Annotated in this window: 28 protein-coding genes; 26 read left to right on the plus strand and 2 right to left on the minus strand. The window is 61.3% G+C overall.

Annotation, left to right across the window (positions count from 1 at the left end; all coding sequences use genetic code 11):
- Positions 1–2 precede the first annotated feature (2 nt).
- The 20 genes from rpsQ to bfr all read left to right on the plus strand — a co-directional run bounded on the left by rpsQ (position 3) and on the right by bfr (position 11198).
- Complete coding sequence (gene rpsQ / locus DMX06_RS20135) at positions 3–269, plus strand: 30S ribosomal protein S17 (protein WP_003255478.1); 267 nt, start codon at positions 3–5, stop codon at positions 267–269.
- 23 nt (positions 270–292) lie between these two features.
- Positions 293–661: a 50S ribosomal protein L14 gene (gene rplN / locus DMX06_RS20140; protein ID WP_008089810.1), complete on the plus strand. Its 369-nt coding sequence runs from the start codon at positions 293–295 to the stop codon at positions 659–661.
- A gap of 11 nt (positions 662–672) precedes the next feature.
- On the plus strand, positions 673–987 hold the full coding sequence (gene rplX, locus DMX06_RS20145; protein ID WP_003255476.1) for a 50S ribosomal protein L24: 315 nt from the start codon (positions 673–675) through the stop codon (positions 985–987).
- 20 nt (positions 988–1007) lie between these two features.
- Positions 1008–1547, plus strand: coding sequence for a 50S ribosomal protein L5 (rplE, locus tag DMX06_RS20150; RefSeq protein WP_003255474.1), 540 nt, complete (start codon positions 1008–1010; stop codon positions 1545–1547).
- Between the two features lie 13 nt (positions 1548–1560).
- A complete protein-coding gene (gene rpsN / locus DMX06_RS20155; RefSeq protein ID WP_011531890.1) occupies positions 1561–1866 on the plus strand; it encodes a 30S ribosomal protein S14 in 306 nt (101 codons plus the stop codon).
- A gap of 209 nt (positions 1867–2075) precedes the next feature.
- Positions 2076–2468 (plus strand): 30S ribosomal protein S8, encoded by a 393-nt coding sequence (rpsH, locus tag DMX06_RS20160; protein WP_028690236.1) that lies wholly within the window; start codon positions 2076–2078, stop codon positions 2466–2468.
- A gap of 12 nt (positions 2469–2480) precedes the next feature.
- Positions 2481–3014 carry a 50S ribosomal protein L6 gene (rplF, locus tag DMX06_RS20165; RefSeq protein WP_110739044.1) on the plus strand — a complete coding sequence of 178 codons (534 nt, stop codon included), beginning with the start codon at positions 2481–2483 and terminating at the stop codon, positions 3012–3014.
- Positions 3015–3024: 10 nt separating this feature from the next.
- The gene (gene rplR, locus DMX06_RS20170) at positions 3025–3375 is read left to right on the plus strand and encodes a 50S ribosomal protein L18 (protein ID WP_023629183.1); all 351 of its coding nucleotides are present in this window, start codon (positions 3025–3027) and stop codon (positions 3373–3375) included.
- Positions 3376–3378: 3 nt separating this feature from the next.
- Positions 3379–3879: a 30S ribosomal protein S5 gene (rpsE, locus tag DMX06_RS20175; RefSeq protein ID WP_011531894.1), complete on the plus strand. Its 501-nt coding sequence runs from the start codon at positions 3379–3381 to the stop codon at positions 3877–3879.
- Between the two features lie 2 nt (positions 3880–3881).
- A complete protein-coding gene (gene rpmD / locus DMX06_RS20180; protein ID WP_028690238.1) occupies positions 3882–4058 on the plus strand; it encodes a 50S ribosomal protein L30 in 177 nt (58 codons plus the stop codon).
- A 3-nt stretch (positions 4059–4061) separates the two neighbouring features.
- The gene (gene rplO, locus DMX06_RS20185) at positions 4062–4496 is read left to right on the plus strand and encodes a 50S ribosomal protein L15 (RefSeq protein WP_011531896.1); all 435 of its coding nucleotides are present in this window, start codon (positions 4062–4064) and stop codon (positions 4494–4496) included.
- On the plus strand, positions 4497–5828 hold the full coding sequence (gene secY, locus DMX06_RS20190; RefSeq protein WP_003255459.1) for a preprotein translocase subunit SecY: 1332 nt from the start codon (positions 4497–4499) through the stop codon (positions 5826–5828). It abuts the gene before it with no gap.
- 30 nt (positions 5829–5858) lie between these two features.
- Positions 5859–5975, plus strand: coding sequence for a 50S ribosomal protein L36 (gene rpmJ, locus DMX06_RS20195; protein ID WP_002555468.1), 117 nt, complete (start codon positions 5859–5861; stop codon positions 5973–5975).
- 131 nt (positions 5976–6106) lie between these two features.
- Positions 6107–6463, plus strand: a complete 357-nt coding sequence (gene rpsM, locus DMX06_RS20200) for a 30S ribosomal protein S13 (RefSeq protein WP_003255457.1) — start codon at positions 6107–6109, stop codon at positions 6461–6463.
- A gap of 18 nt (positions 6464–6481) precedes the next feature.
- Positions 6482–6871, plus strand: a complete 390-nt coding sequence (gene rpsK / locus DMX06_RS20205) for a 30S ribosomal protein S11 (RefSeq protein ID WP_003255454.1) — start codon at positions 6482–6484, stop codon at positions 6869–6871.
- A 15-nt stretch (positions 6872–6886) separates the two neighbouring features.
- Positions 6887–7507, plus strand: a complete 621-nt coding sequence (gene rpsD, locus DMX06_RS20210) for a 30S ribosomal protein S4 (RefSeq protein WP_023629185.1) — start codon at positions 6887–6889, stop codon at positions 7505–7507.
- A gap of 22 nt (positions 7508–7529) precedes the next feature.
- Positions 7530–8531, plus strand: a complete 1002-nt coding sequence (locus DMX06_RS20215) for a DNA-directed RNA polymerase subunit alpha (protein WP_003255452.1) — start codon at positions 7530–7532, stop codon at positions 8529–8531.
- Positions 8532–8573: 42 nt separating this feature from the next.
- Positions 8574–8960 (plus strand): 50S ribosomal protein L17, encoded by a 387-nt coding sequence (gene rplQ, locus DMX06_RS20220; protein ID WP_003255451.1) that lies wholly within the window; start codon positions 8574–8576, stop codon positions 8958–8960.
- Between the two features lie 170 nt (positions 8961–9130).
- Positions 9131–10570 carry a catalase gene (locus tag DMX06_RS20225; RefSeq protein ID WP_110739045.1) on the plus strand — a complete coding sequence of 480 codons (1440 nt, stop codon included), beginning with the start codon at positions 9131–9133 and terminating at the stop codon, positions 10568–10570.
- Between the two features lie 163 nt (positions 10571–10733).
- On the plus strand, positions 10734–11198 hold the full coding sequence (gene bfr / locus DMX06_RS20230) for a bacterioferritin (RefSeq protein WP_110739046.1): 465 nt from the start codon (positions 10734–10736) through the stop codon (positions 11196–11198).
- 133 nt (positions 11199–11331) lie between these two features.
- Here bfr and uvrA read toward each other — a convergent pair whose 3' ends face one another.
- Complete coding sequence (gene uvrA, locus DMX06_RS20235; protein WP_181427873.1) at positions 11332–14166, minus strand: excinuclease ABC subunit UvrA; 2835 nt, start codon at positions 14164–14166, stop codon at positions 11332–11334.
- A 129-nt stretch (positions 14167–14295) separates the two neighbouring features.
- Here uvrA and DMX06_RS20240 point away from each other — a divergent pair, with 129 nt between their 5' ends.
- Complete coding sequence (locus tag DMX06_RS20240; RefSeq protein WP_110739048.1) at positions 14296–15690, plus strand: MFS transporter; 1395 nt, start codon at positions 14296–14298, stop codon at positions 15688–15690.
- Positions 15691–15699: 9 nt separating this feature from the next.
- Positions 15700–16245, plus strand: a complete 546-nt coding sequence (locus DMX06_RS20245) for a single-stranded DNA-binding protein (protein WP_028690243.1) — start codon at positions 15700–15702, stop codon at positions 16243–16245.
- 112 nt (positions 16246–16357) lie between these two features.
- On the opposite strand, the gene DMX06_RS20250 is transcribed toward DMX06_RS20245, so the two are convergent.
- The gene (locus DMX06_RS20250) at positions 16358–16852 is read right to left on the minus strand and encodes a GlcG/HbpS family heme-binding protein (protein ID WP_110739049.1); all 495 of its coding nucleotides are present in this window, start codon (positions 16850–16852) and stop codon (positions 16358–16360) included.
- Positions 16853–17087: 235 nt separating this feature from the next.
- Here DMX06_RS20250 and fdnG point away from each other — a divergent pair, with 235 nt between their 5' ends.
- The 4 genes from fdnG to fdhE are packed head-to-tail and all read left to right on the plus strand — an operon-like array spanning position 17088 to position 22684.
- Positions 17088–20156 carry a formate dehydrogenase-N subunit alpha gene (gene fdnG / locus DMX06_RS20260; RefSeq protein ID WP_146232223.1) on the plus strand — a complete coding sequence of 1023 codons (3069 nt, stop codon included), beginning with the start codon at positions 17088–17090 and terminating at the stop codon, positions 20154–20156.
- On the plus strand, positions 20156–21106 hold the full coding sequence (gene fdxH, locus DMX06_RS20265) for a formate dehydrogenase subunit beta (protein ID WP_110739052.1): 951 nt from the start codon (positions 20156–20158) through the stop codon (positions 21104–21106). The genes fdnG and fdxH overlap by 1 nt, the downstream gene beginning before the upstream one ends.
- Positions 21103–21759, plus strand: coding sequence for a formate dehydrogenase subunit gamma (locus tag DMX06_RS20270; RefSeq protein WP_110739053.1), 657 nt, complete (start codon positions 21103–21105; stop codon positions 21757–21759). Before fdxH ends, DMX06_RS20270 begins: the two co-directional genes overlap by 4 nt.
- Before the next feature lie 4 nt (positions 21760–21763).
- The gene (gene fdhE / locus DMX06_RS20275) at positions 21764–22684 is read left to right on the plus strand and encodes a formate dehydrogenase accessory protein FdhE (protein WP_110739054.1); all 921 of its coding nucleotides are present in this window, start codon (positions 21764–21766) and stop codon (positions 22682–22684) included.
- Positions 22685–22689: the final 5 nt, after the last annotated feature.

The raw sequence follows: 22689 nt of genomic DNA on the forward strand, positions 1-22689 counted from the left end.
TCATGGCTGAAGCTGAAAAAACCGTCCGTACGCTGACTGGCCGTGTCGTCAGCGACAAAATGGACAAGACCATCACCGTTCTGATCGAGCGTCGCGTAAAGCACCCGATCTACGGTAAATACGTTAAGCGTTCGACTAAGCTGCACGCGCACGACGAAGCCAACCAGTGCAAGATCGGCGACAAGGTTTCCATCCGTGAAACCCGTCCGCTGGCCAAGACCAAGTCCTGGGCACTGGTTGAAGTCCTCGAACGCGCTGTTGAAGTCTAAGGGCTAGGGGTCGGAGAAATTTTATGATTCAGACTCAATCCATGCTCGATGTGGCCGATAACAGCGGCGCTCGTCGCGTCATGTGCATCAAGGTGCTCGGCGGTTCCCACCGTCGTTACGCCGGCATCGGTGACATCATCAAAGTAACCGTCAAGGAAGCAATTCCGCGCGGTAAGGTCAAGAAAGGCCAGGTGATGACCGCTGTTGTCGTCCGTACCCGTCACGGTGTACGTCGCGCTGACGGTTCCATCATTCGTTTCGACGGCAACGCTGCTGTTCTGCTGAACACCAAGCAAGAGCCGATCGGCACTCGCATCTTCGGGCCAGTGACCCGTGAACTTCGTACCGAGAAGTTCATGAAGATCGTCTCGCTCGCCCCAGAAGTGCTTTAAGGAGATCCGACATGCAAAAGATTCGTCGTGACGACGAGATCATCGTGATCGCCGGCAAGGACAAAGGTAAGCGCGGTAAGGTGCTGAAGGTTCTGGCTGATGACCGTCTGGTCATCGGTGGTGTGAACCTGGTCAAGCGTCATACCAAGCCTAACCCGATGGCGGGCGTCCAGGGCGGTATCGTCGAGAAAGAAGCGCCTCTGCACGCTTCCAACGTTGCCATCTTCAACGGCGAAACCAACAAGGCTGACCGCGTTGGTTTCAAAGTAGAAGACGGTAAGAAAATTCGTGTCTTCAAGTCGACCCAAAAAGCGGTTGATGCTTGAACACTGCTAGGTAGAAGACCATGGCACGACTGAAAGAGATTTACCGGAACGAAATCGCTCCCAAGCTTAAGGAAGAACTTAAGCTGTCGAACGTGATGGAAGTTCCGCGCGTTACCAAAATCACCCTGAACATGGGTCTGGGCGAAGCGATCGGCGACAAGAAAGTCATCGAGCACGCTGTTGCCGACCTGGAAAAGATCACCGGTCAAAAGCCGGTCGTGACTTTCGCTCGTAAATCCATCGCGGGCTTCAAAGTCCGTGAAGGTTGGCCGATCGGCGTCAAGGTGACCCTGCGTAGCGACAAGATGTACGAGTTCCTGGACCGCCTGCTGGCGATCTCCCTGCCTCGGGTTCGCGACTTCCGCGGCCTGAATGCCAAGTCCTTCGATGGCCGTGGCAACTACAGCATGGGCGTGAAAGAGCAGATCATCTTCCCGGAAATCGACTACGACAAGATCGATGCTCTGCGCGGTTTGGACATCACCCTGACCACCACTGCTCGTTCGGACGACGAAGGCCGCGCTCTGCTGCGTGCTTTCAAGTTCCCGTTCCGCAACTGATTGGAGTAGGAAAATGGCCAAGAAGAGCATGAAGAACCGCGAGCTGAAGCGTCAGCTCACGGTAGCCAAGTTCGCTAAAAAGCGCGCTGAGCTGAAAGCGACCATCGTCAACCTGAACGCCTCTCCAGAAGAGCGTTTCGCTGCCGTTGTCGCCCTGCAGAAGCAACCGCGTGACGCCAGCGCTTCGCGCCTGCGTAACCGTTGCCGCCTGACCGGTCGTCCGCACGGTGTATACCGTAAGTTCGGCCTGGGCCGTAACAAGCTGCGCGAAGCCGCCATGCGCGGTGACGTGCCAGGTCTGGTCAAGGCCAGCTGGTAATCCCGGTTGGCGTGACACCGGCGCGAGGGGAGCAATCTTCCGACCGTCGGTGACCTCGCAACGAAACAAGCCCCTATATGGGGCTTGTTTCGTTTCTGCCTTGTGTCTAGAATGACCGGCTCACCTGAGCCTGGGTTTTTTGCCCTGCCTGCTCGGGTGGTTGTGATAGCCGCAAGGCTAATAATTCTTGTATCAGGAGCATCTAGCCCATGAGTATGCAGGACCCGTTAGCGGACATGCTAACTCGCATCCGTAATGCCCAGATGGCTGAAAAGTCTGTCGTAAGCATGCCTTCTTCCACCCTGAAGGTCGCGGTTGCCAAAGTACTGAAAGACGAAGGCTACATCGCCAGCTACGAAGTGACCGGCGAAGCCAAGCCTTCCCTGTCGATCGAGCTGAAGTACTTCGAAGGCCGTCCGGTCATCGAAGAGCTGAAGCGTACCAGCCGTCCTGGTCTGCGCCAGTACAAGGCCGTTACCGAGCTGCCGAAAGTACGTGGCGGCCTGGGCGTGTCTATCGTCTCCACCAACAAAGGTGTGATGACTGACCGCGCTGCGCGCGCTGCCGGTGTCGGCGGCGAAGTTCTGTGCACAGTGTTCTAAGGGGAGATAGGCATGTCTCGCGTCGCTAAGAACCCCGTTAAGCTGCCAGCAGGCGTCGAAGTCAAATTCGCCGGCCAGCAGCTTTCGGTGAAGGGTGCCAAGGGCACTCTCGAACTGAACGTTCACTCGTCTGTTGAAGTTACCGAAGAAGCTGGTGAGCTGCGTTTCGTTGCTCGCAACGGTGACCAGCAAGCTCGCGCCATGGCCGGTACTACCCGCGCCCTGGTGAACAACATGGTCCAGGGCGTAAGCCAAGGCTTCGAGCGCAAGCTCCAGCTGGTCGGTGTTGGTTACAAGGCTCAGGCTAAAGGCACCGTCCTGAACCTGGCTCTGGGCTTCTCGCACCCAGTGGATTACGAACTGCCAGCCGGTATCACCGCTGAAACCCCAAGCCAGACCGACATCCTGATCAAGGGTATCGACAAGCAGCTGGTGGGTCAGGTGGCCGCTGAAGTCCGCGGTTTCCGTCCGCCAGAGCCTTACAAGGGCAAGGGTGTGCGTTACGCGGATGAAGTAGTCCGTCGTAAAGAAGCCAAGAAGAAGTAGGGCCTAGCAAATGACCGACAAAAAAGTTATTCGACTGCGTCGCGCTCGCAAAGCACGCCTGAAAATGCACGAGCTCGAAGCCGTGCGTCTGTGCGTGTTCCGCTCCTCGCAGCACATCTACGCCCAGGTCATCTCGGCCGACGGCAGCAAGGTTCTGGCAAGCGCCTCGACCTTGGACAAAGAACTGCGTGATGGCGCCACCGGCAACATCGACGCGGCCACTAAGGTTGGCAAGCTGGTAGCTGAGCGTGCGAAAGCCGCCGGTGTATCTCAAGTTGCCTTTGACCGTTCCGGCTTCAAGTACCACGGCCGCGTCAAGGCGCTGGCTGATGCTGCTCGTGAAGGCGGGCTGGAGTTCTAAGTTATGGCAAATAACGATCAAAAGCGCGACGAAGGCTACATCGAGAAGCTGGTTCAAGTTAACCGCGTAGCCAAAACCGTAAAAGGCGGCCGTATCTTCACCTTCACCGCGCTGACCGTGGTAGGTGATGGCAAAGGTCGTGTTGGCTTTGGCCGTGGCAAATCGCGCGAAGTACCTGCCGCGATCCAGAAAGCCATGGAAGCTGCTCGTCGCAACATGATTCAGGTTGACCTGAAGGGCACCACCCTGCAGTACGCCACCAAGGCCGCCCACGGCGCCTCGAAGGTCTACATGCAGCCTGCCTCGGAAGGTACCGGTATCATCGCCGGTGGCGCAATGCGTGCCGTCCTGGAAGTTGCTGGCGTTCAGAACGTCCTGGCCAAGTGCTACGGCTCGACCAACCCGGTGAACGTGGTTCACGCCACCTTCAAGGGTCTGAAAGCCATGCAATCCCCTGAGTCCATTGCTGCCAAGCGCGGCAAGACTGTTGAGGAGATCTTCTGATCATGGCAACCGTAAAAGTAACGCTGATCAAAAGCACCGCCGGCCGTCTGCCTAACCACAAACTGTGCGTTAAGGGTCTGGGTCTGCGTCGCATCGGTCACACTGTAGAAGTCCAGGATACTCCCGAGAACCGCGGGATGATCAACAAGGCTTACTACATGCTGAAGGTCGAGGGTTAATCGATGAAACTCAATGATCTGAGTCCAGCGCCGGGTTCCCGTCGCGAGAAGCACCGTCCGGGCCGTGGTATCGGTAGCGGTCTGGGCAAGACCGGTGGCCGTGGTCACAAAGGTCAGACCTCCCGCTCCGGTGGTTCCATCGCTCCAGGCTTCGAAGGCGGTCAACAGCCGCTGCACCGTCGCCTGCCGAAGTTCGGCTTCGTTTCCCTGAAAGCCATGGACCGCGCCGAAGTGCGTCTGTCCGAGCTGGCCAAGGTGGAAGGCGATCTGATCACCGTTCAGTCCCTCAAGGACGCCAACGTGATCGGCCAGCACGTACAGCGTGTGAAAATCATGCTGTCGGGCGAAGTCACTCGCGCAGTCACCCTCAAGGGTATCGCCGTCACCAAAGGTGCACGTGCGGCTATCGAAGCAGCTGGCGGCAAGTTCGAGGAATAAATGGCTAAGCAAGGTGCTCTCTCTTCGCTCGGTAAGGGCGGGATGTCGGAACTCTGGGCTCGTCTGCGCTTTCTGTTCATGGCGATCATCGTCTATCGGATTGGCGCGCACATCCCAGTGCCAGGCATTAACCCGGACCGTCTCGCGGATCTGTTCCGGCAGAATGAGGGGACCATTCTTAGCTTGTTCAACATGTTTTCCGGTGGCGCGCTGGAGCGCATGAGCATCTTTGCACTGGGGATCATGCCGTACATCTCGGCATCGATCATCATGCAGCTCATGACCGCTGTCAGCCCGCAGCTGGAACAGTTGAAGAAGGAAGGTGAAGCTGGCCGTCGCAAGATCAGCCAGTACACCCGCTACGGCACCGTAATCCTGGCGCTGGTTCAAGCCATTGGCATGTCCATTGGCCTGGCCAACCAGGGCGTGGCGTTTTCTGCGGGCCTGGGCTTCCATGTCGTCGCTGTTTCCACCTTCGTGGCGGGCGCGATGTTCATGATGTGGCTCGGCGAGCAGATTACCGAGCGCGGTGTGGGCAACGGTATCTCGATGTTGATCTTCGCAGGTATCGTTGCCGGTCTTCCGAGAGCAATCGGGCAGTCTTTCGAGTCTGCGCGCACAGGCGATATCAACATTTTCGCCCTGGTCGCTATCGGTTTGCTGGCAGTAGCGATTATCGGCTTCGTGGTGTTCATTGAGCGTGGTCAGCGTCGTATCGCCGTTCACTACGCCAAGCGTCAGCAGGGCCGCAAGGTCTTCGCTGCGCAGACCAGCCACCTGCCGCTGAAGGTGAACATGGCGGGCGTAATCCCGGCCATTTTCGCGAGCAGCATCTTGCTGTTCCCGGCTTCGCTGGGTGCCTGGTTCGGTCAGTCCGAAGGTATGGGCTGGCTGCAGGACATCTCGCAGTCGATCGCTCCTGGTCAGCCGTTGAACATTCTGCTGTTTAGTGCAGGGATCATTTTCTTCTGCTTCTTCTACACAGCGTTGATGTTCAACCCGAAAGACGTAGCGGAAAACCTGAAGAAGTCCGGTGCCTTTATTCCGGGTATCCGTCCTGGTGAGCAGTCGGCGCGCTACATTGATGGCGTCCTGACCCGTCTGACCATGTTCGGTGCTCTTTACATGATGGCCGTGTGCCTTCTGCCCCAGTTCCTGGTGGTGGCAGCAAACGTGCCGTTCTACCTTGGCGGGACCTCGTTGCTGATTGTGGTAGTGGTTGTGATGGACTTCATGTCCCAAGTACAATCGCACCTCGTTTCGCACCAGTACGAATCCCTGATGAAGAAAGCCAACCTGAAAGGCTACGGCGGCAGCGGTCTGCTGCGCTGATTTAGCCCCCTAAGGTTCGAGGAGTCGGTAATGAAAGTTCGTGCATCGGTGAAAAAGCTGTGCCGCAACTGCAAGATCATTCGACGCGAAGGCGTCGTGCGCGTGATCTGCAGCGCGGAACCGCGTCACAAGCAGCGCCAAGGCTGAGTGTGATCCGCGCTTCAAACCCAGCAGCTAGTGTGCTGCTGGGTTGATTATTCGTTTCTACAGCGATATTATCTCGCGCCCTATTTCTTGGCTTCCGGGGCGTAGGTAGCTGTCAATTGGAGTCCCACTGAATGGCCCGTATTGCAGGCGTCAACATTCCAGATAACAAGCATACTGTTATCTCGCTGACCTACATCTATGGTGTCGGTCGCACTACCGCGCAGAAAATCTGTGCGGATGCTGGTGTAAACCCAGCCGCAAAGATCAAGGATCTGAGCGACGAGCAAATCGAAACCCTGCGTGGCGAAGTTGCGAAGTTCACCACCGAAGGTGACCTGCGTCGTGACATCAACATGAAGATCAAGCGCTTGATGGACCTGGGTTGCTACCGCGGCCTGCGTCATCGTAAAGGTCTGCCGGTTCGCGGTCAGCGCACCAAGACCAACGCACGCACCCGTAAGGGCCCGCGTAAGCCGATCCGCAAGTAATCGCCCAGGAATATAGACATGGCAAAACCTGCTGCTCGTCCTCGTAAAAAAGTCAAAAAGACAGTGGTTGATGGCATCGCCCACATCCATGCGTCTTTCAACAACACCATCGTGACCATCACCGACCGTCAGGGCAACGCACTGTCCTGGGCTACTTCCGGTGGTTCGGGTTTCCGTGGTTCGCGCAAATCCACCCCGTTCGCAGCCCAGATCGCTGCTGAGCGTGCTGGTCAAGCTGCGCTGGAATATGGTCTGAAGAACCTCGACGTCAACGTCAAGGGTCCAGGTCCAGGTCGTGAATCCGCCGTTCGTGCACTGAACAGCTGCGGCTACAAGATCGCCAGCATCACCGACGTGACGCCAATCCCGCATAACGGGTGCCGTCCGCCGAAGAAGCGTCGCGTGTAATCAGGAGACAGATAAATGGCACGTTACATTGGTCCAAAATGCAAACTGTCTCGCCGTGAAGGCACTGACCTGTTCCTGAAGAGCGGCGTTCGCGCTCTGGAATCGAAGTGCAACATCGAAGCAGCCCCAGGTATCCACGGCCAGCGCCGTGGCCGTCAGTCCGACTACGGTACCCAGCTGCGCGAGAAACAAAAAGTCCGTCGTATCTACGGTGTTCTGGAGCGTCAGTTCCGCGGTTACTACCAGGCTGCTGCCTCGAAAAAAGGCGCAACCGGTGAGAACCTGCTGCAACTGCTCGAGTGCCGTCTGGATAACGTCGTCTACCGTATGGGCTTCGGCTCGACTCGTTCCGAGTCCCGTCAGCTGGTTTCGCACAAAGCGATCAGCGTCAACGGTAAGACTGTGAACATTCCATCCTACCAAGTTCGTCCGGGTGACGTGGTCTCGGTTCGCGAGAAGTCGCTGAACCAGCTGCGCATTGTTCAAGCCCTTGAACTGTGCGCCCAGCGTGGCCGCGTTGAGTGGGTAGACGTGGATGCTGCTAAAAAGTCGGGCGTTTTCAAGAACGTTCCTGCTCGCAGCGACCTGTCCGCCGACATCAACGAAAACCTGATTGTCGAGCTCTACTCCAAGTAAGGGCTAGAAAATAGGTGCATCCATGCAGATTTCGGTAAATGAGTTTCTGACACCCCGTCACATCGACGTGCAGGTTGTCAGTCCAACCCGCGCCAAGATCACGCTCGAGCCTCTCGAGCGTGGCTTCGGCCATACCCTGGGCAACGCGCTGCGCCGCATCCTGTTGTCCTCCATGCCTGGCTGTGCAGTAGTCGAGGCCGAGATCGACGGCGTACTCCATGAGTACTCCGCGATCGAAGGTGTTCAGGAAGACGTCATTGAAATCCTGTTGAACCTGAAAGGCCTGGCTATCAAACTGCACGGTCGTGACGAAGTTACGCTGACCTTGTCGAAAAAGGGTTCGGGGGTGGTTACCGCTGCCGATATTCAGCTGGATCACGATGTCGAGATCGTCAACCCCGATCACGTAATCGCGAACCTGGCGTCCAACGGCGCCCTGAACATGAAGCTCACCGTAGCTCGTGGTCGCGGTTACGAGCCGGCCGACTCCCGTCAGACCGACGAAGACGAAAGCCGCAGCATTGGCCGTCTCCAGCTGGACGCTTCGTTCAGCCCGGTGCGTCGTATCGCCTACGTGGTCGAGAACGCCCGTGTTGAACAGCGTACCAACCTGGACAAGCTGGTCATCGATCTGGAAACCAACGGTACCCTGGATCCTGAAGAGGCTATCCGTCGTGCCGCGACCATCCTGCAACAGCAGTTGGCCGCGTTCGTCGACCTCAAAGGTGACAGCGAGCCAGTTGTGGTTGAGCAGGAAGACGAGATCGATCCGATCCTGCTGCGCCCGGTTGACGACCTGGAACTGACCGTACGTTCGGCCAACTGCCTCAAGGCGGAGAACATCTACTACATCGGCGACCTGATTCAGCGTACCGAAGTAGAGCTGTTGAAGACTCCTAACCTGGGCAAGAAGTCCCTGACTGAAATCAAGGACGTCCTGGCCTCCCGTGGTCTTTCCCTCGGCATGCGCCTCGACAACTGGCCGCCTGCAAGTCTTAAGAAAGACGACAAGGCGACTGCCTGATCGTCGTAATCACCGAACGTAGTGTTTGGTAAGGAATGAATCATGCGTCATCGTAAAAGTGGACGTCACCTGAGCCGTACCAGCTCTCACCGCAAGGCTATGTTCCAGAACATGGCAGTGTCGCTGATCGAGCACGAGCTGATCAAAACCACCCTGCCGAAAGCCAAGGAACTGCGCCGCGTTGCCGAGCCGCTGATCACCCTGGCCAAGGAAGACAGCGTTGCCAACCGTCGTCTGGCCTTCGACCGTACCCGTTCGAAGTCCGCCGTTGGCAAACTGTTCAACGACCTGGGCAAGCGTTACGCCACCCGTCAGGGCGGCTACCTGCGCATCCTGAAGTGCGGTTTCCGCGCTGGCGACAACGCGCCTATGGCGTACGTCGAGCTGGTTGATCGTCCGGTCGGTGGTGCTGTAGAAGCTGCCGAGTAAGACGTTCTGTCTGCTGCAAAGAACCGGGCCTAGGCCCGGTTTTTTGTTGTCTTATGAATTGTTATTTTCTATTGATGTAAGTCAGGTAATGAATTTGTTCTTGTAACTCGGGTCGACAATACTCTCTCCAAGCCGATTAGCCGGCAGTTCAAGACCGATCAGGAGAGCCCATGAGCAAGATTCTCACCACCGCAAGCGGCGCGCCCGTAGCCGACAACCAGAATTCCCGTTCCGCAGGCCCACGTGGCCCGCTGCTGCTCGACGATTTCCACCTGGTCGAGAAGCTCGCCCACTTCAACCGCGAGAACATCCCTGAGCGTCGCGTGCACGCCAAGGGCTCCGGCGCCTACGGTACCTTCACCGTCACCCGCGATATCACCGAACTCACCAGTGCCAAGCTGTTCGACAGTATTGGCAAGCAGACCGAGACGTTCCTGCGCTTCTCCACCGTGGGTGGCGAACGCGGTTCGGCGGACACCGAACGCGACCCGCGAGGTTTCGCGGTGAAGTTCTACACCGAGGAAGGCAACTGGGACATCGTCGGCAACAACACCCCGGTTTTCTTCATCCGTGATCCGCTCAAGTTCCCCGACTTCATCCACACCCAGAAGCGTCACCCGCAGACCAACCTGAAGAACGCGCAGATGATGTGGGACTTCTGGTCGCACTCGCCCGAGGCGCTGCACCAGGTCACCATCCTGTTCTCCGACCGCGGCATCCCGGACGGCTACCGCCACATGCACGGTTTCGGCAGCCACACCTACAGCCTGATCAACGCCAAGGGTGAGCGCACCTGGGTCAAGTGGCACTTCAAGACCCAGCAGGGTATCAAGAACCTGGCGCCAGCCGAGGCCGCCCGCCTGGCGGGTAGCGACCCGGACTACGCCCAGCGCGACCTGTTCCAGGCCATCGAGCGCGGTGATTTCCCGCGTTGGAGCGTGTGCATCCAGGTGATGAGCGAAGCCGAGGCCGCCAGCCGTGACGAGAACCCCTTCGACGTGACCAAGACCTGGTCGCAGAAGGACTACCCGTTGATCGAGGTCGGCGTGCTGGAACTCAACCGCAACCCGCTCAACTACTTCGCCGAAGTCGAGCAGGCGGCGTTCGGTCCCAGCAACATGGTGCCCGGGGTCGGCCTGTCGCCGGACCGCATGCTGCAGGGACGCGTGTTTGCCTATGCCGATGCTCACCGCTACCGCGTAGGTACCAACCACCAGCACTTGCCGGTCAATGCACCACGCTGCCCGGTGCACAGCTACCAGCGTGATGGCTCCATGGCCACTGGCGTCTACGGCAGTGCTCCGAACTACGAGCCCAACAGCTACGCGCAGGCACCGAAGCAGTCGCCGCGCCATGCAGAGCCCGCATTGGCCCTGAACGGTTCGGCGGACCGCTACGACCACCGCGAAGACAACGACTACTACAGCCACGCCGGCGCGCTGTTCCGCCTGATGAGTGATGAACAGAAGGCACTGTTGATCGGCAACATCGCCGGCACCATGGCGGGCGTCAGCGAGGATGTCGTCCAGCGCCAACTGCAGTACTTCTTCAAGGCTGACCCGGCCTACGGAGAAGGCATCGCCAAGGCCTTGGGCGTGAATCTCGCCTAAGTCGAAGTGATAAGAAGAACCGCCCTCATTTGGGCGGTTTTTCAATGAATATCACTACTGTTTAGCCGATTATTTGCTTCTAATTGCGCGTTTTTCAGTGACCGCCAGCAAAACCTGGTTCACACTATGTCCCATAGACGTATTCACAGGGAGAATCAGGGCGATGCAAGGTCACCCGGACGTAATCAACTACCTCGTCACGTTGCTGAAGGGCGAACTGGCAGCACGCGATCAGTATTTCATTCACTCGCGGATGTACGAAGACTGGGGCTTGAACAAGCTCTACGAGCGTATCAACCACGAGATGGAAGAAGAGACGCAGCACGCCGATGCCCTGATGCGCCGTATCCTCATGCTCGAAGGCACTCCGGACATGCGCGCCGATGACCTGGAAGTGGGCAGCACCGTGCCGGAGATGATCGAGGCCGATCTGAAGCTTGAGTACAAGGTCCGCGCCGCGCTGTGCAAGGGCATCGAGCTGTGCGAGCTGCACAAGGACTACATTAGCCGCGACATCCTGCGCGCGCAGTTGGCCGATACCGAAGAAGATCACACCTACTGGCTGGAGAAGCAGCAGGGGCTGATCAAGGCCATTGGCCTGGAGAACTACCTGCAGTCGCAGATGTAAAGGCGGGGGCGCTTTGCGCCCCTCTCGCGGCACAAGGCCGCTCCTACCGGCGATCGCATAAATCCAGATATTTGCGATCGCCTGTAGGAGCGGCCTTGTGTCGCGAAAGGGCTGCAAAGCAGCCCCATTGCCGTTAAGCCCGGTCGCGCTCCAGCAGCGGCTTGAGGTAATGCCCGGTATACGACTGCTTCTTCTCGGCCAGCTCTTCCGGCGTACCGCAGGCAATGATCTGCCCACCCTTGGAGCCGCCCTCCGGCCCCAGGTCCACCAGCCAGTCGGCGGTCTTGATTACATCCAGATTGTGCTCGATCACCACCACGGTATTGCCGTGGTCACGCAGGCGGTGCAGCACGTCCAGCAGTTGCTGGATATCGGCGAAGTGCAGGCCGGTGGTTGGTTCGTCGAGGATGTACAGGGTCTTGCCGGTGTCACGCTTGGACAGCTCGCGTGACAGCTTGACCCGCTGCGCCTCGCCACCCGACAGGGTGGTCGCCGATTGCCCCAGCTTGATGTAAGACAGGCCGACATCCATCAGCGTCTGCAGCTTGCGCGCCAGGGCCGGGACCGCGTCGAAGAACTCGCGGGCATCCTCGATGGTCATTTCCAGCACCTCGTGGATGTTCTTGCCCTTGTACTTGATCTCCAGGGTTTCGCGGTTGTACCGCTTGCTCTTGCACACGTCGCAGGGCACGTAGATATCCGGCAGGAAGTGCATTTCCACCTTGATCAGGCCATCGCCCTGGCAGGCCTCGCAGCGCCCGCCCTTGACGTTGAACGAGAAGCGCCCCGGGCCGTAGCCACGGGAACGCGACTCCGGCACGCCAGCGAACAGCTCGCGGATCGGCGTGAAGATGCCGGTGTAGGTCGCCGGGTTGGACCGAGGCGTGCGACCGATCGGGCTCTGGTCGATATCCACCACCTTGTCCAGGTGCTGCAGGCCATCGACGCTGGCGTGCGGCGCGGCCTCCAGGCTGCTCGCGCCGTTGAGCGCGGTGGCGGCGAGGGGGAACAGGGTGTTGTTGATCAGCGTCGACTTGCCCGAGCCAGACACGCCGGTTACGCAGGTCAGCAGGCCGATCGGCACTTCCAGGTCGACGTTCTGCAGGTTGTTGCCGCGCGCGCCCTTGAGCTTGAGCGACAGCTTCTTGTTGCGCGGGGTGCGCTTGGCCGGAACGACGATCTTCTTGCGCCCGGACAGGTATTTGCCGGTCAGCGAGTCGGGGTGCGCCATGACTTCCTCGGGCGAGCCTTCGGCGACGATCTGGCCGCCATGCACGCCAGCGCCCGGGCCGATATCCACCACATAGTCGGCCAGGCGGATGGCGTCCTCGTCGTGTTCCACCACGATCACCGTGTTGCCCAGGTCGCGCAGGTGGTTGAGGGTGGCCAGCAAGCGGTCGTTGTCCCGTTGATGAAGACCGATGGACGGTTCATCGAGGATGTACATCACCCCGACCAGGCCCGCGCCGATCTGGCTGGCCAGGCGGATACGCTGGGCCTCGCCGCCAGACAAGGTGTCGGCGCTGCGGTCCAGGGTCAGGTAATCGAGGCCGACGTTGACCAGGAACTGCAGGCGCTCGCAGATCTCCTTGAGGATCTTCGCCGCGATCTCGCCACGACGCCCGGTGAGGGTCAGCTCGCCGAAGTAGTTGCTGGCTTCGCCGATCGGCAGGTTGGTCACCGCCGGCAGGGTCTTCTCGCCGACCCACACATGGCGGGCCTCGCGGCGCAGGCGGGTGCCGCGGCAGTCGGGGCAGGGCTGGGTGCCGAGGAACTTGGCCAGTTCCTCGCGCACGGTAGCCGACTCGGTCTCACGGTAGCGGCGCTCGAGGTTGGGCACGATGCCCTCGAAGGGGTGCGAGCGCTTGACGATGTCGCCACGGTCGTTGAGGTACTTGAAATCGACGCTCTGCTTGCCGCTGCCTTGCAGGATGACCTTCTGGTGCTCGGCCGACAGCTCGCCGAACGGTTCCTCGAGGCTGAAGCCGTAGTGCGCGGCGAGTGAACCGAGCATCTGGAAGTAATAGACGTTGCGCCGGTCCCAGCCACGTATCGCGCCTTCGGCCAGGGTCAGCTCGGCGTTGACCAGGCGCTTGGTGTCGAAGAACTGCTTCACCCCCAGGCCGTCACAGGTCGGGCAGGCACCGGCCGGGTTGTTGAAGGAGAACAGCTTGGGCTCCAGCTCGCTGATCGCATGGCCGCACACCGGGCAGGCGAAGCGCGCCGAGAAGATCACGTCCTCGCCGTCCTCGTCGTCCATCGGCGCGACCAGGGCGATGCCGTCGGCCAGCTTGAGCGCGGTCTCGAACGATTCGGCCAGGCGCTGCTGCAGGTCGGCGCGGACCTTGAAGCGGTCGACCACCACATCGATGCTGTGCTTCTTCTGTTTATCCAGTTTGGGCAGTTCGTCGAGCTCATGGAGCTTGCCGTTGACCCGGGCGCGGACAAAGCCCTGGGCGCGCAGCTCGTCGAACACCGCCAGGTGCTCGCCCTTGCGCTCGCGGATCACCGGAGCCAGCAGCATCAGCTTGCTGCCTTCGGGCTTTTCCAGCACCAGGTCGACCATCTGGCTGATCGTTTGCGCTTCCAGCGGGATATCGTGGTCCGGGCAGCGCGGGGTGCCGACGCGGGCATAGAGCAGGCGCAGGTAGTCGTAGATCTCGGTGATGGTGCCAACGGTCGAGCGTGGGTTGTGCGAGGTCGACTTCTGCTCGATGGAGATCGCCGGCGACAGGCCTTCGATGGTGTCGACGTCGGGCTTTTCCATCATCGACAGGAACTGCCGGGCATAGGCCGACAGCGACTCGACGTAGCGGCGCTGGCCTTCGGCGTACAGCGTGTCGAACGCCAGCGAGGACTTGCCGGATCCGGACAGGCCGGTGATCACGATCAGTTTGTCCCGGGGCAGGGTCAGGTCGATGTTCTTCAGGTTGTGGGTACGCGCCCCACGGATCAGGATCTTGTCCACTACGGCCTCGCTCGGCGGGCATAAACAAAGGAGTATACGGCGCGCTGCCATTACGCGGCAAAGCGTCGCGTATATGCCGCCAAGGCGTCGGACTGATAGAATCGCCGCCGGTTCACACGAGGTTAATCCATGCACGACACCCACAACGAGCGCATGAGTGGCAGCGAAACCCGCGCCGCCAGCGGCCTGGCCCTGGTCTTCGCCTTTCGTATGCTGGGCATGTTCATGGTGCTCCCGGTGCTGGCCACCTACGGCATGGACCTGGCCGGTGCCACCCCCGCGCTGATCGGCTTGGCCATCGGTGCCTACGGCCTGACCCAGGCCGTGCTGCAGATTCCGTTCGGGATGATTTCCGACCGCATCGGCCGCCGTCCGGTGATCTACGTGGGGTTGATCATCTTCGCCCTGGGCAGCGTGCTGGCGGCCCAGGCAGATTCCATCTGGGGGGTGATCGCCGGGCGCATCCTGCAGGGCGCGGGGGCGATTTCCGCGGCGGTGATGGCGTTGCTCTCCGACCTGACCCGCGAGCAGCACCGGACCAAGGCCATGGCCATGATCGGCATGAGCATCGGCCTGTCGTTCGCCGTGGCGATGGTGGTCGGCCCGCTGTTGACCCGCGCCTTTGGCTTGTCAGGATTGTTCCTTGCCACCGCAGGACTTGCCCTGGTCGGCATCGGCCTGATCGCCTTTGTCGTGCCCAGTTCGCACAACGTGCTGACCCATCGCGAGTCCGGTGTCGCCCGTCAAGCCCTCGGCCCGACCCTGCGCAATCCGGACCTTCTGCGCCTGGACATCAGCATCTTCGTGCTGCACGCCATCCTGATGGCCAGCTTCGTGGCGCTGCCCCTGGCCTTCGTCGAGCGCGGCGGGCTGCCCAAGGAACAGCACTGGTGGGTATACCTGACCGCGTTGCTGGTTTCATTTTTTGCAATGATCCCCTTCATCATCTACGGGGAAAAGAAGCGCAAGATGAAACGCGTGTTGCTCGGCGCGGTCAGTGTCCTGCTGCTGGTGGAGGTGTTCTTCTGGCAGTGGGCTGACAACTTGCGCGGACTGGTGATCGGCACCGTGGTATTCTTTACTGCATTCAACCTGCTGGAGGCATCCTTGCCTTCGCTGGTCAGCAAGGTGTCGCCTGCCGGTGGCAAGGGGACGGCGATGGGGGTGTACTCCACCAGCCAGTTCCTCGGCGCCGCACTGGGAGGCATCCTCGGTGGCTGGTTGTTCCAGCACGGAGGCTTGAGCATGGTGTTCCTGGGATGTGCCGTGTTGTGCGTCCTGTGGTTGCTCACTGCGTTGCGCATGAACGAGCCGCCGTACGTGACCAGCCTGCGCATGCCGCTGACGCCGGAAGCGGTCCGGGAAGCCGGGCTGACCGAGCGCCTGATGGCCGTGCCGGGTGTGACCGACGCCGTGGTGGTGGCAGAAGAAGCCGCCATCTATATCAAACTGGATACGAAAATTTTGGACCGTGCGACCCTCGAGCGTCTGGTGAACCCAGCCTCTGCGGCGTGCGAAGCCTAGGAGAACGTTATGGCCCGTGGGGTTAACAAAGTCATTCTGGTCGGTACCTGCGGTCAGGATCCCGAAGTCCGCTACCTGCCCAACGGTAACGCCGTGACCAACCTGAGCCTGGCCACCAGCGAGCAGTGGACCGACAAGCAGTCGGGCCAGAAGGTCGAGCGTACCGAGTGGCACCGTGTCTCGCTGTTCGGCAAGGTCGCCGAGATTGCCGGCGAGTACCTGCGCAAGGGTTCACAGTGCTACATCGAAGGCAAGCTGCAGACCCGCGAGTGGGAAAAGGACGGCATCAAGCGCTACACCACCGAGATCATCGTCGACATCAACGGCACCATGCAGCTGCTCGGTGGTCGTCCGCAGGGTCAACAGGGTGGTGGTGACCAATACAACCAGGGTGGTGGCAACAACTACAACCAGGGTGGCCAGCAGCAGTACAACCAGGCTCCGCGCCAGCAAGCCCCGCGTCCGCAGCAGGCGCCACAGCGCCCGGCGCCGCAACAGCCGGCTCCACAGCCAGCCGCGGACTTCGACAGCTTCGACGACGATATTCCGTTCTGATACTTCCTGGAGGCGCCAATGGTGCCCCTGTGTATACAGAGCTGAAACAAGAAACCCGCTTCATACCTGAAGCGGGTTTCTTTTTGTCTGAAGCCGGTGCTCTGACAAGACGTCAGCCTTCTTCGAGTGCCGTTCTGGCAAATTGGGCGTCCAGTTCCGGCGTTGCTCCGCTGATACCGATGCCGCCGATATGCCTGCCGTTCGCGTCCATGATCGGCAGGCCGCCTTCCAGCAGGGTGAACCCGGGGAGCGAGGCGTAGGGATTGGCCGGCAGCGCGGCGCTGCGCTCGCCGAGCGAGCGGGACGACAGAGGGAAGCGGGCGGATGTCTCGGCCTTGAGCTGCGCGACCTGGATGCTGCCGCTACTGGTGCCATCCATGCGATGGAAATGCTTCAGGTTGCCATGGTTGTCGACAATGCTGATGACGATGGCGAAGCCCTGGGCGCGGGCGGCACGCTCGGCGGCTGCGGCCATGCTTCGCGCTTTCTCAGCGCTGATGGGCGAAATGGCAGGGGCGTCAGGCCGGTTGGGTGGGGCCGCCAGTGTTGGCGTTACGTGCAACGAGAGGGCGAGCAAGAGCCCGACCAGGGAATGCTTCGTGTTCATCCATACGTGCCTCGTCCATGTGGATTCCGCAACCTAGCAAGCAAAAGCTGGTTTGCGGTGTAGTCCTCTTCCGATCCTGATGTGGGATTGCATTACCTTTCCATGATTCAGGTCATCCCACTTCCCAAATTCTTGACTAGGCTTAACAGTTGGCGGTGTCTGTCCACCGTCACCGTGAAGTCCCTGAGGCGCCGGCCAAGTCCCGCGCGCCCGAGAACCTGATCAGGAGTGCACGATGGATCTCAACCGTCGGCAATTCTTCAAGGTCGCCGCCGTCGGCCTTGGAGGCTCGAGCCTTGCGGCGTTGGGCATGGCCCCGACACCCGCGTTCGCCGAGCAGGTGCGCCACTTCAAGTTGGCGCATACCAAAGAAACCCGTAACACCTGCCCTTATTGCTCGGTCGGCTGCGGCCTGATCATGTACAGCCAGGGTGACGCGGGTAAGAACGTCAAACAGAACATCATCCATATCGAGGGCGACGCGGACCATCCGGTCAACCGCGGTACCCTGTGCCCGAAAGGCGCCGGCCTGCTGGACTTTATCCACAGCCCCAGCCGCCTCAAGTACCCCGAGGTGCGCAAACCGGGCAGCAGCGAGTGGACCCGTATCGACTGGGACGAAGCCCTCGACCGTGTCGCCGACCTGATGAAACAGGACCGTGACGCCAACTTCATCGAGAAGAACGCCCAGGGCCAGACGGTCAACCGCTGGCTCACCACCGGCTTCCTCGCCGCGTCCGCCGCTTCCAGCGAAGCGGGTTACATGACGCACAAGGTGATCCGTTCGCTGGGCATGCTGGGGTTCGATAACCAGGCGCGTGTCTGACACGGCCCGACGGTGGCAAGTCTTGCCCCGACGTATGGCCGTGGCGCGATGACCAATCACTGGTCCGATATCGCCAACGCAAACCTGGTCCTGGTGATGGGCGGCAACGCCGCTGAAGCGCACCCGTGCGGCTTCAAGTGGGTGACCGAAGCCAAGGCGCACAACAAGGCGCGGCTGATCGTGGTCGACCCGCGGTTTACCCGTACCGCCTCGGTGGCCGATTACTACGCACCGATTCGTACCGGCAGCGACATCGCCTTCATGGGCGGGCTGATCAACTACCTGCTGAGCAACGACAAGATCCAGCACGAGTACGTGCGCAACTACACCGACGTGTCGTTCATCGTCAAAGACAGCTATGGCTTCGAAGACGGGTTGTTCAGCGGCTACGACGCGGCCAAGCGCGTGTACGCCGACAAGTCCGGCTGGGGCTACGAGCTGGGCGAGGACGGTTTCGCCAAGGTCGATCCGACCCTGCAGCATCCGCGTTGCGTCTACCAGCTGATGAAGCAGCACTACAGCCGCTACACGCCGGAGCTGGCGAGCATGACCTGCGGCATGCCTCAGGACCAGATGATGAAGATCTGGGAAGAGATCGCCACCTGCTCGGTGCCGGGCAAGACCATGACGATTCTCTACGCCCTGGGCTGGACCCAGCACTCCATCGGCGCGCAGATCATCCGCAGTGCGGCCATGGTGCAGTTGCTGTTGGGCAACGTCGGCATGCCGGGTGGCGGGGTCAACGCCCTGCGCGGCCACTCCAACATCCAGGGCCTGACTGACCTGGGACTGCTGTCGAACTCGCTGCCGGGTTACCTGACCCTGGCCGGTGATGCCGAGCAGGACTACACCGCCTACATCGACAAGCGCGCCTCCAAACCGCTGCGCCCGGGGCAGCTGTCGTACTGGCAGAACTACGGCAAGTTCCACGTCAGCCTGATGAAGGCCTGGTACGGCGCCAACGCCACCGCCGCCAACAACTGGGGCTACGACTGGCTGCCCAAGCTCGACGTGCCGGCCTACGACGTGCTGCGCATGTTCGAGATGATGGGCCAAGGCAAGGTCAACGGCTACATGTGCCAGGGCTTCAACCCGATCGCCGCGCTGCCGGACAAGAACCGCGTCACCGCGGCCCTGGCCAAGCTCAAGTGGCTGGTGATCATGGACCCGTTGGCCACCGAGACCTCGGAGTTCTGGCGCAACGCCGGCCCGTTCAACGACGTCGACACCGCCAACATCCAGACCGAGGTGATCCGCCTGCCCACCACCTGCTTCGCCGAGGAGGACGGCTCGCTGGTCAACAGCAGCCGCTGGCTGCAGTGGCACTGGAAAGGCGCCGACGGTCCGGGCGAGACCCGTACCGACGTGCGCATCATGAGCGAGCTGTTCCTGCGCCTGCGCAAGCGCTACCAGGCCGAAGGCGGCGCCTACCCCGACCCGATGCTCAACATCAGTTGGCCGTACAAGGTGCCTGAAGAGCCTTCGCCCGAGGAGTTGGCCAAGGAGATGAACGGCTGGGCGGTCAGCGATCTCACCGACGCCACCGGTGCCACGCTCAAGGCCGGCCAGCAGTTGGCCGGTTTCGCCCAGATGAAGGACGACGGCAGCACCGCGTCCGGCTGCTGGATCTTCGCCGGCAGCTGGACCGAGCAGGGCAACCAGATGGCCCGGCGCGACAACAGCGACCCGTACGGCATGCATCAGGTGCAGAACTGGGCCTGGGCCTGGCCGGCCAACCGGCGCATCCTCTACAACCGTGCTTCCAGCGACCCGCAAGGCAAGCCGTGGGACCCGGAGAAGAAGCGCCTGGTGTGGTGGAACGGCAAGGCCTGGACCGGCACCGACGTGCCGGACTTCAAGGTCGACTCGCCGCCGGAAGCGGGGATGAACCCGTTCATCATGAACCCTGAGGGCGTGGCGCGGTTCTTCGCCATCGACAAGATGGCCGAGGGTCCGTTCCCCGAGCACTACGAGCCGTTCGAGACGCCGATCGGCATCAACCCGCTGCATCCGCAGAACAAGAAGGCCACCAGCAACCCGGCCGGACGGATCTTCGATTCGGTGTGGGACACCCTCGGCACCCACGACGAGTTCCCCCATGCGGCGACCACCTACCGGCTGACCGAGCACTTCCACTTCTGGAGCAAGCATTGCCGGCTCAACGCCATCGCCCAGCCCGAGCAGTTCGTCGAGATCGGCGAGGTGCTGGCGAACGAGAAGGGCATCAAGGCCGGCGATCGGGTGCGGGTGTCGAGCAAGCGCGGCTTTATCGACGCGGTGGCGGTGGTGACCAAGCGGATCCGTCCGCTGCAGGTCAACAACCAGACCGTGCACCAGATCGGCATCCCGTTGCACTGGGGCTTCACTGGCAGCACGCGGCACGGCTTCCTGACCAACACCCTGGTGCCGTTCCTCGGTGATGGCAACACGCAGACGCCGGAGTCCAAGTCGTTCCTCGTCAAAGTGGAGAAACTCTGATGGCCAGCCAAGACATCATCGCCCGCTCGGCCACCACCACCGTACCGCCCTCGGTACGCCAGCAGCAGGAAGTCGCCAAGCTGATCGACACCACCAAGTGTATCGGCTGCAAGGCCTGCCAGGTGGCGTGCTCGGAGTGGAACGAACTGCGTGACGAGGTCGGCCACAACCACGGCACCTACGACAACCCCCAGGACCTCAGCGCCGAGACCTGGACCCTGATGCGCTTCACCGAGCACGAGCGCGACGACGGCAACCTGGAGTGGCTGATCCGCAAGGACGGCTGCATGCACTGTGCCGAGCCAGGTTGCCTGAAAGCCTGCCCGAGCCCGGGGGCGATCATCAAGCACGCCAACGGTATCGTCGACTTCAACCAGGACCACTGCATCGGTTGCGGCTACTGCATCACCGGCTGCCCGTTCAATATCCCGCGCATCTCGCAGAAGGACCACAAGGCCTATAAATGCACCCTGTGTTCCGACCGCGTGAGCGTGGGCCTGGAGCCGGCCTGCGTGAAGACCTGCCCGACCGGGGCGATCGTCTTCGGCAGCAAGGAGGAGATGAAGGTGCATGCCGACGAGCGCATCGTCGACCTGAAGTCGCGGGGGTACGAGAACGCCGGGCTGTACGATCCGGACGGGGTCGGTGGCACCCATGTGATGTACGTGCTGCACCACGCCGACACACCGCGGATCTACGCCGGCCTGCCGGACCAGCCTGTGATCAGCCCGCTGGTGGGGCTGTGGAAGGGCTTCAGCAAACCGCTGGCGCTGCTGGCCATGGGCGCGGCGGTGCTGGCCGGGTTCTTCCACTATGTGCGCGTGGGGCCGCAGAAGGTCGAGGAGGACGAACACCCGACGCCTGTGGATGACACGGTCCACCAGGTGGACCCGGCGGTGCATGTCTATGATCCGAACCGCCCGGGCGGGCAGGGGGAGCAGCGGCCATGAACGACAACAAGCCTATCCTGCGCTACAACGCCAATGAGAGGAGCAACCACTGGGTCGTGGCGATCCTGTTCGTGCTCGCCGGCCTCTCGGGGCTGGCGCTGTTCCACCCGGCGCTGTTCTGGCTCAGCCACCTGTTCGGCGGCGGGCCGTGGACGCGGATCCTCCACCCGTTCATCGGCGTGGCCATGTTCGTGTTCTTCCTCGGGCTGGTGCTGCGCTTCTGGCGCGCCAACTTCATCACCGCCAACGACCGCCTGTGGCTGCGCCGCATCGACCGGGTGATGCTCAACAAGGAAGAGGGCGTGCCGCCGATCGGCAAGTACAACGCCGGGCAGAAGCTGCTGTTCTGGACCTTGCTGGCCTGCATGCTGGTGCTGCTGGTCAGCGGCGTGGTGATCTGGCGCGCGTACTTCAGCCAATGGTTCGGTATCGACGTCATTCGCCTGTCCGCGCTGCTGCATGCCCTGGCGGCGTTCGTGCTGATCCTCAGCATCATCGTGCACATCTATGCCGGGATCTGGATCAAGGGCTCGATCGGCGCCATGCTGCATGGCTGGGTGAGCCGCGCCTGGGCACGCAAGCACCATGAACTGTGGTACCGGGACGTGACCGGCGACAAGACGCCGCACAACCACGGTGGAAAAGAAGGATGACCGTTTGAGCACGATTCTCGAACCCGGGCAGATCGAAGCGTCGGCAGTGATGCCGCCGTTCCTGCATTTGCCCGCCGACCACCTCTTCGAGGTGCGCGCCGCCCGGCTTGAGCAACTGGCCGAGGGCAATGCCTTGGGCGACTATCTGCGGTTGATGGCCCGGCTGTGCCGGATTCAGCAGCAGCTTGTGGATAAACCACCCGCCGGGCTGCCGGTGGCCGAAGCGCGCCAGCGCCTGTGCATAAGTCATGGCCTGCCGCCGCTGGCGGCTGACAGCCTGGTGCGTGAAGGGCCGTGGCTGGTCTGGCTGCAGGCATTGCTCGAGCATTTTTCGGCGGAACCTGATGGGCCGCTGGCGGACGCGCTGGGGACATTGCGTGGCAGCGATGAGACGCAACGCAAAGGCTGGGGCATCGCCCTGCTCGGCGGCCAGTACGACGCGGTACCGGCGGCGCTGGTGCCCTTTATCGGCGCCGCGTTGCAGGCAGCGTGGTCCAGCTGGCTGCTGGCCTTGCCCGAGGCGGAGCTCAAGCCCGCCAGCAGCCTGGCCCAGTGCCCGGCCTGTGGCTCGCCGGCGATGGCCGGCGTGGTGCGTAACCGGGGGCGGCACAATGGCCTGCGCTACCTGGCCTGCTCCTTGTGTGCCTGCGAATGGCATGTGGTTCGGGTCAAGTGCGTGTACTGCGAGTCGAGCAAGGACCTGCGCTACAGCAACCTCGAGGATGACCGCCATGCGCCGGGCAAGGCGCCGCTGCGCGCCGAGTGCTGCCCGGGTTGCCAGAGATACCTCAAGCAGTGCTACCTGGAGAACGACGCCGCGGCCGAGCCGCTGGCCGACGACCTGGCGAGCCTGGCGCTGGACATGCGGCTGGACGAGGAGGGCTTCCAGCGGCTGGCGCCGAATCTGCTGCTGGCGCCGGGGTAGTGTCT

Origin of the sequence: Pseudomonas mosselii (assembly GCF_003205295.1) — a bacterium.
In the GTDB taxonomy this organism is placed as follows: domain Bacteria; phylum Pseudomonadota; class Gammaproteobacteria; order Pseudomonadales; family Pseudomonadaceae; genus Aquipseudomonas; species Aquipseudomonas mosselii_B.